Origin of the sequence: Allosaccharopolyspora coralli, assembly GCF_009664835.1 — a bacterium.
Taxonomy (GTDB): Bacteria; Actinomycetota; Actinomycetes; order Mycobacteriales; family Pseudonocardiaceae; genus Allosaccharopolyspora; species Allosaccharopolyspora coralli.
Window position 1 is genome coordinate 1,089,311 of the sequence record NZ_CP045929.1, and the last position, 13,799, is coordinate 1,103,109.

General features: G+C 68.2%; 13 protein-coding genes. 7 read left to right on the plus strand and 6 right to left on the minus strand.

All coding sequences use genetic code 11. The features are described 5' to 3' along the window. Nucleotides 1-184 precede the first annotated feature (184 nt). Nucleotides 185-940, minus strand: a complete 756-nt coding sequence (gene hutC, locus GIY23_RS05165) for a histidine utilization repressor (RefSeq protein ID WP_228717559.1) — start codon at nucleotides 938-940, stop codon at nucleotides 185-187. Between the two features lie 210 nt (nucleotides 941-1,150). On the opposite strand from hutC, the gene GIY23_RS05170 reads away from it, so the two are divergent. The 3 genes from GIY23_RS05170 (at nucleotide 1,151) to GIY23_RS05180 (ending at nucleotide 4,218) form a co-directional block, all read left to right on the plus strand. Further along, nucleotides 1,151-1,306 carry a hypothetical protein gene (locus GIY23_RS05170; RefSeq protein ID WP_154075609.1) on the plus strand — a complete coding sequence of 52 codons (156 nt, stop codon included), beginning with the start codon at nucleotides 1,151-1,153 and terminating at the stop codon, nucleotides 1,304-1,306. An 85-nt stretch (nucleotides 1,307-1,391) separates the two neighbouring features. Continuing rightward, nucleotides 1,392-2,207, plus strand: coding sequence for an SAM-dependent methyltransferase (locus tag GIY23_RS05175; RefSeq protein WP_154075610.1), 816 nt, complete (start codon nucleotides 1,392-1,394; stop codon nucleotides 2,205-2,207). A 91-nt stretch (nucleotides 2,208-2,298) separates the two neighbouring features. Continuing rightward, nucleotides 2,299-4,218, plus strand: coding sequence for an acyl-CoA dehydrogenase family protein (locus GIY23_RS05180; RefSeq protein ID WP_154075611.1), 1,920 nt, complete (start codon nucleotides 2,299-2,301; stop codon nucleotides 4,216-4,218). A gap of 143 nt (nucleotides 4,219-4,361) precedes the next feature. Here GIY23_RS05180 and GIY23_RS22615 read toward each other — a convergent pair whose 3' ends face one another. The 4 genes from GIY23_RS22615 to GIY23_RS05200 all read right to left on the minus strand — a co-directional run bounded on the left by GIY23_RS22615 (nucleotide 4,362) and on the right by GIY23_RS05200 (nucleotide 6,980). Further along, complete coding sequence (locus GIY23_RS22615) at nucleotides 4,362-4,724, minus strand: PAS domain S-box protein (RefSeq protein ID WP_187352031.1); 363 nt, start codon at nucleotides 4,722-4,724, stop codon at nucleotides 4,362-4,364. Beyond that, nucleotides 4,721-5,728 carry a methyltransferase gene (locus GIY23_RS05190; protein ID WP_154075613.1) on the minus strand — a complete coding sequence of 336 codons (1,008 nt, stop codon included), beginning with the start codon at nucleotides 5,726-5,728 and terminating at the stop codon, nucleotides 4,721-4,723. Before GIY23_RS05190 ends, GIY23_RS22615 begins: the two co-directional genes overlap by 4 nt. Nucleotides 5,729-5,823: 95 nt before the next feature. Next, on the minus strand, nucleotides 5,824-6,009 hold the full coding sequence (locus tag GIY23_RS05195; RefSeq protein ID WP_154075614.1) for a PspC domain-containing protein: 186 nt from the start codon (nucleotides 6,007-6,009) through the stop codon (nucleotides 5,824-5,826). Between the two features lie 101 nt (nucleotides 6,010-6,110). Then, the gene (locus GIY23_RS05200) at nucleotides 6,111-6,980 is read right to left on the minus strand and encodes a CHAP domain-containing protein (RefSeq protein WP_222850244.1); all 870 of its coding nucleotides are present in this window, start codon (nucleotides 6,978-6,980) and stop codon (nucleotides 6,111-6,113) included. 564 nt (nucleotides 6,981-7,544) lie between these two features. Here GIY23_RS05200 and GIY23_RS05205 point away from each other — a divergent pair. Further along, a complete protein-coding gene (locus GIY23_RS05205) occupies nucleotides 7,545-8,957 on the plus strand; it encodes a S28 family serine protease (protein WP_228717560.1) in 1,413 nt (470 codons plus the stop codon). 250 nt (nucleotides 8,958-9,207) lie between these two features. On the opposite strand, the gene GIY23_RS05210 is transcribed toward GIY23_RS05205, so the two are convergent. Then, nucleotides 9,208-10,323: an NDMA-dependent alcohol dehydrogenase gene (locus tag GIY23_RS05210; RefSeq protein ID WP_154075615.1), complete on the minus strand. Its 1,116-nt coding sequence runs from the start codon at nucleotides 10,321-10,323 to the stop codon at nucleotides 9,208-9,210. Between the two features lie 379 nt (nucleotides 10,324-10,702). Here GIY23_RS05210 and GIY23_RS05215 point away from each other — a divergent pair, with 379 nt between their 5' ends. From GIY23_RS05215 to GIY23_RS05225, 3 genes are read left to right on the plus strand one after another with little or no spacing between them, the layout of a single operon-like run. Further along, a complete protein-coding gene (locus tag GIY23_RS05215; protein WP_154075616.1) occupies nucleotides 10,703-10,996 on the plus strand; it encodes a hypothetical protein in 294 nt (97 codons plus the stop codon). A gap of 30 nt (nucleotides 10,997-11,026) precedes the next feature. Next, nucleotides 11,027-11,851 (plus strand): hypothetical protein, encoded by an 825-nt coding sequence (locus GIY23_RS05220; protein ID WP_154075617.1) that lies wholly within the window; start codon nucleotides 11,027-11,029, stop codon nucleotides 11,849-11,851. A gap of 19 nt (nucleotides 11,852-11,870) precedes the next feature. After that, complete coding sequence (locus GIY23_RS05225) at nucleotides 11,871-13,790, plus strand: fumarate reductase/succinate dehydrogenase flavoprotein subunit (protein WP_154075618.1); 1,920 nt, start codon at nucleotides 11,871-11,873, stop codon at nucleotides 13,788-13,790. Nucleotides 13,791-13,799: the final 9 nt, after the last annotated feature.

Genomic DNA, 13,799 nt, shown 5'->3' on the forward strand with positions numbered 1-13,799 from the left:
GGTCCGGTGCCTTCGCGTCTCGCGCCGTTGGGGTCCTCTCGAGTACCACGCGTACGCGGCGAGCACCCCTGCCTTGCGAGGCACGAACTCCGTCACTTGCGACCGTGCCCTACGGGCACACAAGCCGGTTCCCACATGCCTCGGAACGCCGGAACCGGTTAAGGGTCTACATCGGACAGTCGGATCAGGTCGTGTCGAAGATGCCTTCGAGCCGGTAACGGGACCCTGGGTGCAGCAATCGGGCGGCGCTCACGAGCTGACCTTCCGACCAGGTGCGCCGGTGAATCACCAAGCACGGTTCGGACTCGTCGATGCCCAGCAGGGCACAGTCCTCCCGGGTGCCGAGCACGGCTTCCACGACGTGCTCCCCCTTGCCCAGCGGGGCGATACGGGAGAGGTAGTGGTTCGGTGTCTGCGTCGTGAAGTCCTGCTCCAGGTAGTCGGGCGCGAGTTCCGGGTGCACGTGGCGGTCCTCGAGCTGGATCGCGACCTCGTCCTCGAAATGCACGAGCACCGAGTGCAGCACCGGCTGTCCCTCGGGGATTCCGAACAGACGGTGCGCACGCAGGTCGGCGGGCTCGCTGCGGACGGAGATCACGTCGGTGCGGTGCCGGTGTCCGCGACGGTGCACCTCGTCGGCGATGCTGCGCACGTCGTAGAGGGCCGAACTGCTCTTGCGCTCGGCGACGAACGTGCCCACCCCGGCCAGTCGCACGAGGAGCCCGTCGGTGCTCAGCTCGCGCAGGGCCCGGTTGATCGTCATGCGGGACAGGCCGAGCGAGTGCACCAGCTGGCTCTCCGACGGCAGGAGCTCACCCTCGGACCAGCGCCCGGTGCCGATCTGCTCGGTGATCACGTCCTTGAGGCGGCGGTAGGCAGGCGCCGACTCACGGCGACTCGCGCCGAACAGCGCGGCGACGTCCGTGGCGTCGATCGTCACGCTGATCACCACCCGTTCCGTCGATCACGTGTACGTGGACGACCAGCGTATCGGCGAAACGGACACCGCAGGGCACGGGCAGCGGGGAGCCCGGCGCTAGCGTTGTCTCGGATTCGAGAAACTCACTGGTCAGCGTTGGTTCCTCCGTGCGATTCGCGTGCCATGGAGGGCGTCGACGCCCGCCATGGACATCGTGAACGGAGAACCGCCATGACCGCTGGACATCGCGAATCGCGTTCCTCGCACGGCGACCACGCGAGCCGCACCACGAGCCCACGAGGCGACGAGCGAGTACACGACGACCGCACAGCCTTCGACCACATGCTCGAAGAGGAGCGCGGAACGGTCCATCGGGGAATCGACTGAGTTCGTCACGAGAAGCCGAGCCGGCCACCCGATGGCCGAACGTCGATCCTGGCCGGACCGCTTGACGGTGCGAGAGACTGGAGGCATGGATTCGGACCAGTGGCCCGGCGATCCTTCCGGGATCGACCTCGGCAAGCCGAACTCGGCGCGGATGTACGACTACTATCTGGGCGGCTCCGCGAACTTCGCGATCGACCGTGAAGCCGCCGAGGCCGGATTGGCGGCGATGCCGCACGCCCGCGACTACGCGCGCGCCAACCGGGCGTTTCTCGGCCGAGCTGTCGCGCATCTGGCGCGCTGCGGGATCGACCAGTTCCTCGACCTGGGCTCGGGCGTGCCGACGGTCGGCAACGTCCACGAGATCGCGCAGTCGATCGAGCCCTCGGCGCGAGTCGCCTACGTCGACCACGAGGCCGTGGCGGTGGCGCACGCTCGTCGGCTGCTGGACTCGACGACCGGTGTGACGGTGACCAACGCCGATATCCGCGTGCCGTCGGAGGTGCTCGCGGCGCCCGGGGTGGCGGAGCTGATCGATTTCACCCGCCCGGTCGCGGTGCTCGCCGTCGCGATCATTCCGTTCGTCCCGGACCAGCGCGAGGCGAACGAGGTCTTGGACGAGTACCGGCAAGCCACGACGACGGGCAGCGCGCTGGTCCTGTCGCACATCTCGGCGCTGTCCGCGACGCCGCAGCAGGTCGCGGACGCAGAGGAGGTCATGGCGTCGACGCCGACCCCGGCGCGGTGGCGCACTCGCGAGGAGGTCGAGGACTTGGTGCGCGTCGACGAGTTGATCGAGCCGGGTCTCGTGCCCGTGCCGTTGTGGCGGCCGGACCGGCCGGTCTCTGCGGACACCGCCGAGAGCAGCAACGCTCTCGGCGCGGTGGGGTGGCTACGGCGCTGACCGCTCGGCGCGGCCGTTCGACTTTCGCGTGTTACCCGCCGGTAGTACCGTGGTGTGTCGTGGATCACTCCGAATCGCGAGGGGGTCAACGATGACCACGGTCGATCGTCCGGACACCGGTGGGCACGTCGATGCCGACCAGGCAAGGCAGGTGGCCGAAGAAGCTCGGGAATCCCGTTGGGACCGGCCGAGTTTCGGCAAGGAACTGTTCCTCGGCAGACTCCGCCTCGACCTGATCGACCCGCTGCCCGACAGCGATCCGGACGCCTCGGCGGAGGGTGAGGCGTTCCTGCGGCGACTGCGCGCGTTCTGCGAGGCCAACGTCGACGGCCCCAGCATCGAGCGGGACGCGTGGGTGCCGGACGAGGTCATCAACGGTCTCAAGGAACTCGGCGCCTTCGGGATCAAGATCCCGCGCGCCTACGGCGGGCTCGGTCTTCCCGTCGTCTACTACCACCGCGCGTTGATGCTCGTCGGCACCGCCAGCCCCGCGATCGGCGCGCTGCTCTCGGCGCACCAGTCGATCGGGGTGCCGCAGCCGGTGAAGATGTTCGGCACACAGGAACAGAAGGACGAGTTCCTTCCCCGCTGCGTCCGCGAGATCACGGCGTTCCTGCTCACCGAACCCGACGTCGGCAGCGACCCGGCGCGACTCGCCGCGACCGCCGAACCCGCCGCCGACGGCGAGAGCTACACCCTCAACGGCGTGAAGCTGTGGACGACGAACGGCGTGCTCGCCGACCTGCTCGTGGTGATGGCGCGAGTGCCGAAGGCCGAAGGGCGCCGCGGCGGCGTCAGTGCCTTCGTCGTCGAAGCGAACTCCGACGGCATCACGGTCGAGAACCGCAACGAGTTCCTCGGCCTGCGAGGCATCGAGAACGGCGTGACCCGCCTGCACGACGTGGTGGTGCCCGCGCGCAACCGGATCGGCCGGGAGGGCGACGGCCTCAAGATCGCGCTGACCACGCTGAACACCGGTCGGCTCTCGCTTCCCGCGCTGTGCGCCGGATCGTCGAAATGGTCCGTGCGGATCGGGCGCGAGTGGTCGGCCGAGCGCGTGCAGTGGGGCAAGCCGGTGGGTGAGCACGAGGCCATCGCAGGAACGCTGTCGTACATGACCGCGACGGCGTTCGCGCTGGAGGCGATCCTCGAGGTCTCCGGGCGGCTCGCGGACGCGGACCGGCACGACATCCGGATCGAAGCGGCGCTCGCGAAGCTCTACAGTTCGGAACACGCGTGGCAAATCGCCGACGATCTCGTGCAGGTGCGGGGCGGGCGCGGCTACGAGACGGCGGATTCGCTGGCAGCACGCGGTGAGCGTGGGGTTCCCGCCGAGCAGATGCTGCGCGATCTGCGGATCAACCGGATCTTCGAGGGCTCCAGCGAGATCATGCGCCTGCTCATCGCACGGGAAGCGGTGGACGCGCATCTCTCGGTCGCGGGCGACCTCGTGGATCCTCAGGCCGACATGCGGGCCAAGGCCGACGCTGCTCGCGGTGCGGCCGGGTTCTACGCGAAGTGGCTGCCGAGTCTCCTCGTCGGCAAGGGCCACCTGCGCAGCAGTTTCGGCGATTACGGCCCACTCGCCGAGCACTTGCGGTTCGTGGAACGGGCGAGCCGCCGCCTCGCGCGTCAGACGTTCTACGGAATGTCGCGCTGGCAGGCGAAACTGGAGCACCGGCAGCTGTTCCTCGGCAGGATCGTCGACATCGGGGCCGAACTGTTCGCCATGAGCGCCAGCTGCGTGTACGCGCGTTCGGCCGGTCAGGACCGGTCCGCGCTCGAGCTCGCCGACGTCTTCTGCAGACAGGCCCGGCGCCGCGTCGAGGCGTTGTTCGATGCACTGTGGAGCAATACCGACGCCGACGACCGCCGGGTGGCCAAGCGACTCCTCGACGGTCGGTACACCTGGCTCGAGGAGGGAGTCACCGACGTCTCGCTGGAGGGGCCCTGGATCGCCGAGGCGCAGCCGGGTCCGACTCGACGCGAGAACCACCGCCGATCCGTATAAGGCAGCGTGAGTCTTTTTGGTGGCTATGACCACCAAAAAGACTCACGCCTCTGTAGAGGTGAACGGCACCTTCGCCCCAGGAGACGAGGCGAAAGTGCCGTTCGCCTCGTGCGGAGTGGCGGCGCGGCGGCTCGCCATGAGGCTCACCTGAACGGGTGGACGCCGGTGGTTGTTGCGTCCGGGGTGCAGATGGCCATGGCGCCGAGCGCGACGCCGACGCCGTCGCAGACGACGAGCAGCCGTCCCGCGACCTCACGGATCTCCCCATCCGCGCACAACACCGGCAAGTTCGCCGCGAGATCCTTGACCTGCGGTTCCCGCATGGCGCGCCGGAACCCTGCCCAGTGCGCCTGCCGCAGGTGTGCCGGGACCACGAGATCGAGACTCCGCCGACCCGCGTCGCGCGCCGGGTGTCCGAACAGGGTTTCGGCGACGGGGTTCCAGCACGTGATCACGCCTGCGGTGTCCGCGACGATCACGGACCGGCCGTCGACGGTCGTGGTCACCACTTCTCCGGAACGCAGTCCAGGACGAGCTGATCCACGGGGGTCGTATGCACGCCCGCGACGCGCAGACCCGCGCGCCGGGCCAGTTCCGTGTACTCGTCGACGGTGCGTTCGCGGCCACCCAGCAACACGAGCATGCGCAGGTTCATCTCGGTGAACGAACCGGCCTCGGGAGTGTGGGACTCGATCACGATCACCCGGCCGGTGCTCCCCGCGGCCTCGGCGCAGCGGCGCAGAATCTCCACGGCCTCCGCGTCCGGCCAGTCGTGCACGATGCTGCTCAGCACGTAGTGATCGCCGCGCGCGGGCAGCGGGTCGAAGAAGGTCTGCCCGTCGAACGTGCACCGCTCGTCCACGCCTCGTTCGGCGAGATACTTCCGTCCGCGCTCCACCGTTTCCGGTAGATCCACGAGGCTCGCTCGTACGTCCGGGTTCTCTTCCAGTACTGACGCCAGCAACGCACCCGTCCCGCCGCCCACGTCGACCACGTGCGCCGTCGACGGCCAGGCGTAGCCGCGCGCCGCGTCCAGGACGAACTCCCGACCGGAGGCCATCGTCTCGTCGAACGCGGCGCCGACGGAGGCGTGATCGGCGAGGTACTCCCAGAAGGGTTGACCGAACACCCGTTGCCAGCTCGGTTCGCCAGTCCGGACGGTGTGCAGCAGTTCGGTGAAGGCGAGGTCCATCCGGCCGCCGAAACCTTCCAGGTCCAGCCACAGTCGCATGCCCGTGGGCGAGTCGCTGCGCAGCTGCTCGGCGGTCGCATTCAGCGCGAACACGCCCGGCGTGGACTCGACGAACACACCCTGGCCTGCGAGGTGCGACAGCACCCGCGCGAGCGCGTCGGAGTCCGTACCGGAGCGTTCGGCCAAGGCCGCCGCGTCGAGCGGTCCGTCCGCGAGCAGGTCCGCGACGTTCGTCGTCGCCGCGACACGCAACGCCATCGGGGTCACGAGATCCATCAGCGGCCACAGGCTCTGCACCGCGTCGTCGTGCTCGGACATTCCGCCTCCGGTCAGCGCCGCCGGGGCGTGAGCCTTTTTGGTTGCTCTAGCCACCAAAAAGGCTCACGCTCCCCGCACACCCCGCCGTCTGGTCGTCAGGGTGTCTTGGGGATGAGGATCCACAGGGCGATGTAGATCAGAATCTGCGGGCCGGGCAGAACGCAGGAGATCACGAACGCGAGGCGCACCAGCCCGGTGCTCCAGCCGAACCGCCGCGCGATGCCGGAACACACGCCGGCGATCATCTTGCTGTCCTGGGGGCGCATGAGTTGAGCTGCCATGCCATCAGTGTGCCTGCCCCGGCGACGGAGAGCACACGAAAGCGGGTGGACCCCGAAGGATCCACCCGCTTGCGTCTCCGCTCGTCATCCGCGGTGCGTCATCACCAGGGGCTGACGCCGCCGTAGAAGGTCTCCGAGCTCAACTCGTGCGTCTTGCGCTCGACACTGTCGGTGTTGTCACCGGTGTTGCCCTCGATCGTCGTCACCTGGTTACCGTCGACCTTTTCGACGATGCCGATGTGCTTACTCGTGGACGGGCTGCTCGGGCCGGTACCGAAGAGCAGGACGTCGCCCGGCTTGGCCTGGTCGAGGTTCTCCGCGTCGTAGGCGGTGCCCTTCTCCTGGCCCGTCTCGTAGACGTTGCCGGTGAAGGCGTACTGCTCGGGGTCGACGTCGACGCCGGCGTCCTGCCACATGTTCATGGCGAACAGGGCGCACCAGGAGACGCACTGACCGGAGTACTTCTGGCAGTTGTCGCCACCGGTCTCGGTGGTACCGATCTCCGGCTGCGCGGCCGAGATGATCCGGTCCGGCAGAGACGGCGCCGGGGCGGGCGCCTGGCGGGGCTTGTTCTGACCGTTGCCCTTGGCCTGGCCCTTCTTGGCGCCGGCGTTGTCCTTCGCAGCCTGCGGCTTCTGCTGCGGACCGTTCTGGCTGTCCTTGATCTGCTGCACGATCTGGGCGGCAGGGCCGGACAGGACCGGTCCGTCGGGGTGCGAGACCGGGGCGGCAGCGGCGCTGCCGAAACTCATCAGGGTCATCGCGGAGGCCGCGCCGAGCGTGATGAGCGTCTTGCGGACGCGACGCGCCGCGGTGGGACGGGGGGACTGGTTCTCGTCGGCGTTCGATTTGCCAGTGATGTAGTGCACTTCGGGGAATCTCTTCTTCTTCGGGGGAAGGGGTCGTTCCCCGGCTTCGGGGGTGCCGGGCGGAACGACGTCGACATTGCCGGTCCTGAGCCCGGGTGACACCGGTGAATGTACGTATACGGGTACCTGGACGCCGATTCTCGCCGTGGCTTGTCGCACCATTTTGTCGGTCCGATACCAGCTGTACTCGATGTGTAGTCGCCGCTATTCGTCGATCATGTCCTCGTCTGTCACCCACTGTGTCGATGTCACTTCGGGTAGTGTCTGACGTGGGGTTTCGATGCGGCGGATGCGGTGTGCGCGTGGTCAGGAGGTGACTACTCCGAGCATCCACGTGGAACTCCCCGATCGCTCCCGCTGAGCCGGAATCGGCGCGGAGTTGCCGAAGGGTCGCGTTTCTCGTGATCCGCCCGGACGTTTCGGGTCGACTATTTCGCCGATCGTCCGAAATTCGTGGAGTGACAGGGTGAATGCGAACGGTAATGGTCTCGTACGCACCGCCTCGCCGGGGATCCGGATCGCACCGCCTCGACGGCACCTCGGGTGGGAAACGAACGGGAACGGATCTCGGCTGCGTATCGACTCCTCGCTGGACGGCCACCGGAGACGTCCGGGCCGCTAGGTTCCCCCTGTCGAGCTGCTCCGGACGGGAAGGCGGGAACGACTGTGAAAAGGCTGATCGCGGCCACGGCCGCGTGCGTGACGATGCTGGGTCTCGCGGCAGCGCCGGTGAGCGCGGCACCCGGACAAGACGACGTGATGCCCGGACGAGACGGGGTCGTCGACCGACTGGAATCGATACCGGGCCTGACGGTCGTCGGGGAACGCCCCACCGAGCAGGGCTACCGCTTCTTCGACCTCACGTTCACCCAACCGGCCGATCACCACGATCCGGACGGCCCCACCTTCGAGCAGCGGCTCACGCTCCTGCACAAGGACTTCGCGCGACCGAACGTGATGTACACCAGCGGCTACTACGTTCCACCTGTGCCGCACCGCGCCGAGCCGACCCAGCTCGTCGACGGCAACCAGCTCAACATGGAGTACCGGTTCTTCGAACCGTCGCGGCCCGAACCGGCCGACTGGACCACGCTCGACATCTGGCAGGCGGCCACCGACCAGCACCGCGTGGTGGAGGCGTTCCGGCAGGTCTACGGCGAGGAGTGGATCACCACCGGCGGTAGCAAGGGCGGCATGACTGCCACGTACCACCGCCGCTTCTACCCCCAGGACGTCGACGGCACCGTGGCCTACGTCGCCCCCAACGACGTGGACAACGAGGAGGACAGCCGCTACGACGAGTTCTTCGCCACCGTCGGCACCCCGGAATGCCGGGACGCGCTGGCGGCGGTGCAGCGGGAGGTGCTCGTACGCCGCGACGAGATGCTGGCGCGCTACCGCGACTACGCCGAGCGCAACGGTCTGACCTTCGAGCGGCTGCCCGGCGGCATCGACCAGGCGTTGGAGGGAACCGTCCTCGACACCGTGTACGCGTTCTGGCAATACCAGCTCGAGTCGGACTGCGCCACGGTGCCGCCCGCCGACGCCTCGACGCAGCAGCTCTGGGACTTCGTCGGCAACGCCGTGGGCTGGGATTCCTTCGCCGACGCCGGGCTCGACCACTACGTGCCCTACTACTTCCAGGCCGCCACCGAGCTCGGCTGGCCGGACGTCTCGCACGAGCACCTCGACGACCTGTTGCGCCACGACCACGACGGCGGTCCCGCGCAATACCTGCCGGACGGGCTCCCGGTGGAGTTCGACCGCAAGGCGATGGCCGACATCGACCGGTGGGTGCGCACGCGGGGTACGGAGTTGCTCTACGTCAACGGGGGGAACGACCCGTGGGCGGCCGAGCCGTTCCGCGTCTCGCCCGCACCGCCGAAGGACTCGGCGGTGTTCACCGTGCCGGGCGGCAATCACGGTTCCGACATCGCGCAGCTGCCGCAGGCCGAACGCGACCAGGCGACCGCGATGCTGCTGAAGTGGGCGGACGTGTCGGACGACCCTGCGGTCCTGGACGGCCCACAGCACATCCCGGCGCTCGACGACTACGAGATGCCTCGGCGCCCTCTCTGACCTGCTGAGAAACCGACAATCGAACGCGAACGCGAAGGACGGCACCCCGTCCGGCTCGTGGCCCTCACTCGAGGTGACACGGGCGGACAGGGTGCCGTCCGGCGTTCGCTCGCCTCGTTGGGCCTCACCGTGCCCGTGCTGAGCACGCGAGACCATGCCCTGACGGGCATCAGAACAAGACCACAGCCGGGCGGTCAGTGGCGACCGCCGGGCTCGCAACCCACGCCGTGAGGTTCGTTCGCCGTGTCGCTCACGCGCTCTCGTGCACGATGACCCCGCGGATGTTCTTGCCGTCGCGCAGATCCTGATAGCCCTGGTTGACCTCGTCGAGCGTGTAGCGCTTGGTGATCAGTTCGTCGAGTTTGAGCTGGCCGGCGTCGTAGAGCCGCAGCATCTTGACGATGTCGTACTGCGGGTTGGACGAGCCGAACATGGTGCCCTTGATCGTCTTCTCGTACAGTGACATCTCGGTGCCGGAGACCTGCACGGTGATCTTGTCCGGTCGGGCCAGCCCGGTGAGAACGACGGTGCCGCCCTTACCGACCGCGTTGAACCCTGCGGTGACCACCTCGTCGTCGACGACACCGACGGTGATCAGTGCCTGATCCGCCATGTCGCCCCAGGTCAGTTCCCGTATTTTCTCCTCGGCCTCCGCTGCGGTGGCGAACGCGTGGGTGGCCCCGAACTTCATGGCCGTGTCCCGCTTGAACTGCACCGGGTCCACCACGATCACGTGCTTGGCGCCTGCGTGCGCGGCACCCTGCACGGCGTTGATGCCGATCCCGCCGATGCCGTAGACGACGGTGGTGTCGCCCGCGTGCACGCCCGCGGCGTAGTTGGCGGTTCCCCACCCGGTGGGGACGCCGCAGCCGACGAGCACCGCGGTTTCCAGCGGCAGCCAGTCGTCGACCTTGACCACCGAGTGCTGGGAAACCGTGGAGCGCTCGGCGAACGTGCCGAGCATGCAGATGCCGCCGTAGTCCGTGCCGTTCGCGTGGAACCGGTAGGTCCCGTCGGCGAGCTGCCCGTCCAGAATGTTCGCGCCCATGTAGCACATGTACTGGCGGCCGGTGGAGCAGTACCGGCACGTCCCGCAGTTGGGGATGAAGCTGCACACCACATGGTCACCGGGCCGCACTTTGGTCACGCCCGGCCCGACGTCCTCGATGACGCCTGCGCCCTCGTGGCCACCGACCATGGGGAACCGGGGCGGCAGGTCACCGTCGGTGAGGTGCAGGTCGGAGTGACACAGGCCTGCGGCGGTGTATTTGATCAGCACCTCGCCGTCCTTGGGGCCGTCGAGGTCCAGTTCCATGATCTCGAACGGCTTGCCTTCACCGTGTAGTACCGCTGCCTTCGTCTTCATCGGTGCCTCCTTGATCACACAAGGTCAGACTTCGTAATCACAGGGTGGCCGGAGGTGAGTCCGAACTCAACATCGCACCTCGACGCGACGAGTCGCCCGCGCCGAGCGAGGCGACACCGGTCGCAGGGGCTCGATCCGCAGGTGTACGCGGCGAGGACCCCTGCCTCGCGAGGCGCGAACTCCAACGCCGGGGCGTCTCGCACCAGAGCCAGTTCTCACAGGGTTCTCCTGTCGCCGCGGCGCCGAAGGGCTCCGGTCCCGCGCGCCACCTTCAGGAACCAGTCGGGCGAATCCTGCGCCACTCCTCGTGTGTCCCTTGTCACAAGGCGGTGGTTTCGGCAGAGTCGTGCCCACCACACGCACCGTGAGAGGTGAAGCGATGACCTCGACGACCTCCGAACTCGCCGACCTCCAGCGCGCGCTCGGCCAGCTCCGCTCCAGCGTGGGCGCTCTGCACGCCCGCTACGGGGACCTGGCAGTCGTGCGCCGCATCCACAACGACGTGGACCGGCTCGACATCGACGTGGCGGACCTCGCCACCGCAGCGCCGGCACCCGAGCCGCGGCACGCCAAGGACGACACGGTGGTCGTACCGGATACGCCGTACGACCCCGACCTGTGGCGCGACGTCGACGACGAGGGAGTCGGTGGGCACCACCCGCACAACCACTGACACCTGACGGACAACACCAGAAGGGCAGCCATGTCCGCTCCCCCCGACGCGACCGGCCGGGCACGGCCAGAGACCGCGGGTCGTGCCCGGATCGACCGGCGCACCCTGCGCGGCGACCGTTGGTGGCTGCCACCGCTGCTGACGTTCCTGGGGCTGTCCGCATTCGTCGTGTACGGCGTGGTGCGGGTGTTCCTGAACCAGTGGTACTGGGTGCCGGAGTACAACTACCTCGCGCCATTCTTCTCGCCGTGCCTGTCGGAGGCGTGCGTGCCGGGTGCGAGTCACTTCGGCCGGCCGGTCCCCGATCTCGGCCCGTTCCTGCCGCCGCCGGTAGCCGTGCTGCCGTTCGTGCTCGGGTTCCGCCTGACCTGCTACTACTACCGCAAGGCGTACTACCGGTCGTTCTGGTTGTCGCCGCCTGCGTGCGCGGTGCGCGAGCCGCACAAGTCCTACACCGGCGAGCGGCGGCTCCCGCTGATCCTGCAGAACTCGCACCGGTACTTCTTCTACGCGGCCCTGCTGGTGGCCTGCGTGCTCACCTACGACACGGTGATCGCCTTCAAGGGCGCCGACGGCGGGGTCGGCATGGGTCTGGGCACCGTGTTGATGCTGATCAACGTGGTGTTGCTGTGGGCGTACACGCTCTCGTGCCACTCGTGCCGGCACCTCGTCGGCGGCCGTATCAACCACTTCTCCAAGCATCCGGTCCGGTACTGGATGTGGAACCAGGTCACGAAGATGAACGGCAAGCACATGCAGCTGGCGTGGGCGTCGCTGTTCTCCGTGGCACTGGTCGACCTGTACGTGACGCTCATCGCGGCCGGTGTGATCTCCGACCTGCGACTGTTCAACTGACGAGGGAGCAACACCGCACATGGTGGAGATCGAACGGCACGACTACGACGTTCTCGTGATCGGTGCCGGGGGAGCGGGTCTGCGCGCGGCGATCGAGGCACGACAGCGCGGGCTGCGCACCGCGGTGATCTGCAAGTCCCTGTTCGGCAAGGCCCACACGGTGATGGCCGAGGGCGGGATCGCGGCCTCGATGGGCAACGTCAACTCCCGTGACGAGTGGCGTGTCCATTTCCGGGACACCATGCGGGGCGGCAAGTTCCTGAACAACTGGCGAATGGCCGAACTGCACGCCACCGAGGCGCCGGACCGTGTGTGGGAGCTGGAGACCTACGGCGCGCTGTTCGACCGCACCGCGGACGGGCGGATCAGCCAGCGCAACTTCGGCGGGCACGAGTATCCGCGGCTGGCCCACGTCGGCGACCGCACCGGGCTCGAACTCATCCGCACGCTGCAGCAGAAGATCGTCTCGTTGCAGCAGGACGACCACGCCGAGACCGGGGAGTACGAGTCGCGGCTGCGGGTGTTCCAGGAGTGCACGGTCACCGAGCTACTCAAGGACGGCGACCGGATGGCGGGCGCGTTCGCCTACTGGCGGGAGAACGGACGGTTCGTCGAGTTCCGGGCGCCGGCGGTGATCCTCGCGACCGGCGGCATCGGCAAGTCGTTCAAGGTCACGTCGAACTCGTGGGAGTACACAGGGGACGGTCACGCGCTCGCGCTCAAGGCGGGCGCGGCGCTGATCAACATGGAGTTCGTGCAGTTCCACCCGACCGGGATGGTGTGGCCGCCCAGCGTGAAGGGCATCCTCGTCACCGAGTCGGTACGCGGGGACGGGGGGGTGCTGCGCAACTCCGAGGACCGGCGGTTCATGTTCGACTACATCCCCGAGGTGTTCAAGGACAACTACGCCGACTCGGAGGACGAAGGCGACCGCTGGTACGACGACCCGGACACCAACCGCCGACCCCCCGAGCTGCTGCCGCGGGACGAGGTCGCCCGCGCGATCAACAGCGAGGTCAAGGAGGGGCGCGGCAGCGAGCACGGCGGGGTGTTCCTCGACGTGTCGAGCCGGATGCCCGCCGAGGAGATCACCCGGCGGCTGCCGTCGATGCACCACCAGTTCAAGGAGCTCGCGGACGTCGACATCACCGCGGGGCCGATGGAGGTGGGGCCGACCTGCCACTACGTGATGGGTGGTGTGGAGGTCGAGCCCGACACCGCGGCGTCGCGGGTGCCGGGCCTGTTCGCCGCCGGTGAGGTCGCAGGGGGGATGCACGGCTCGAACCGGCTCGGCGGCAACTCGTTGTCGGACCTGCTGGTGTTCGGGCGGCGCGCGGGTGCTGGTGCGTCGGAGTACGTCCAGGGAATCGGAGCACGACCCGCGCCGGCCGAGTCCGATGTGGACGCGGCGGCTCGGCGCGCGGAGGATCCGTTCGACCCGGGGGATTCGGCGACGTCGGCGGAGAACCCGTACACCCTGCATCACGAGTTGCAGCAGTCGATGAACGACCTCGTCGGCATCATCAGGCGCGGAGAGGAGATGCGCCAGGCGCTCGACGCGCTGACCGGCCTGCGGGAGCGTGCGCGGCACCTGGCGGTGGAGGGCAACCGGCAGTTCAACCCCGGATGGCATCTCGCGCTGGACCTGCGGAACATGCTGCTGGTCAGCGAATGCGTGGCGCGGGCGGCGGTGCTGCGGACCGAGAGCCGGGGTGGGCACACTCGGGACGACCACCCTGGGATGGATCCGAATTGGCGCAAGACCCTGCTGGTGTGCACGCTCGACGGCCCGCCGCACGGTGTCGAGAGTCCGGTCGAGGTCGTCGAGCAACCGCAGACGCCGATGCGCGAGGACCTGCTCGCGCTGTTCCAGCTCGACGAGCTCCGCAAGTATTTCACCGAGGACGAGCTGGCGGCGGTGCCGTCCGCGGAGTCCTGAGAGGAGAGA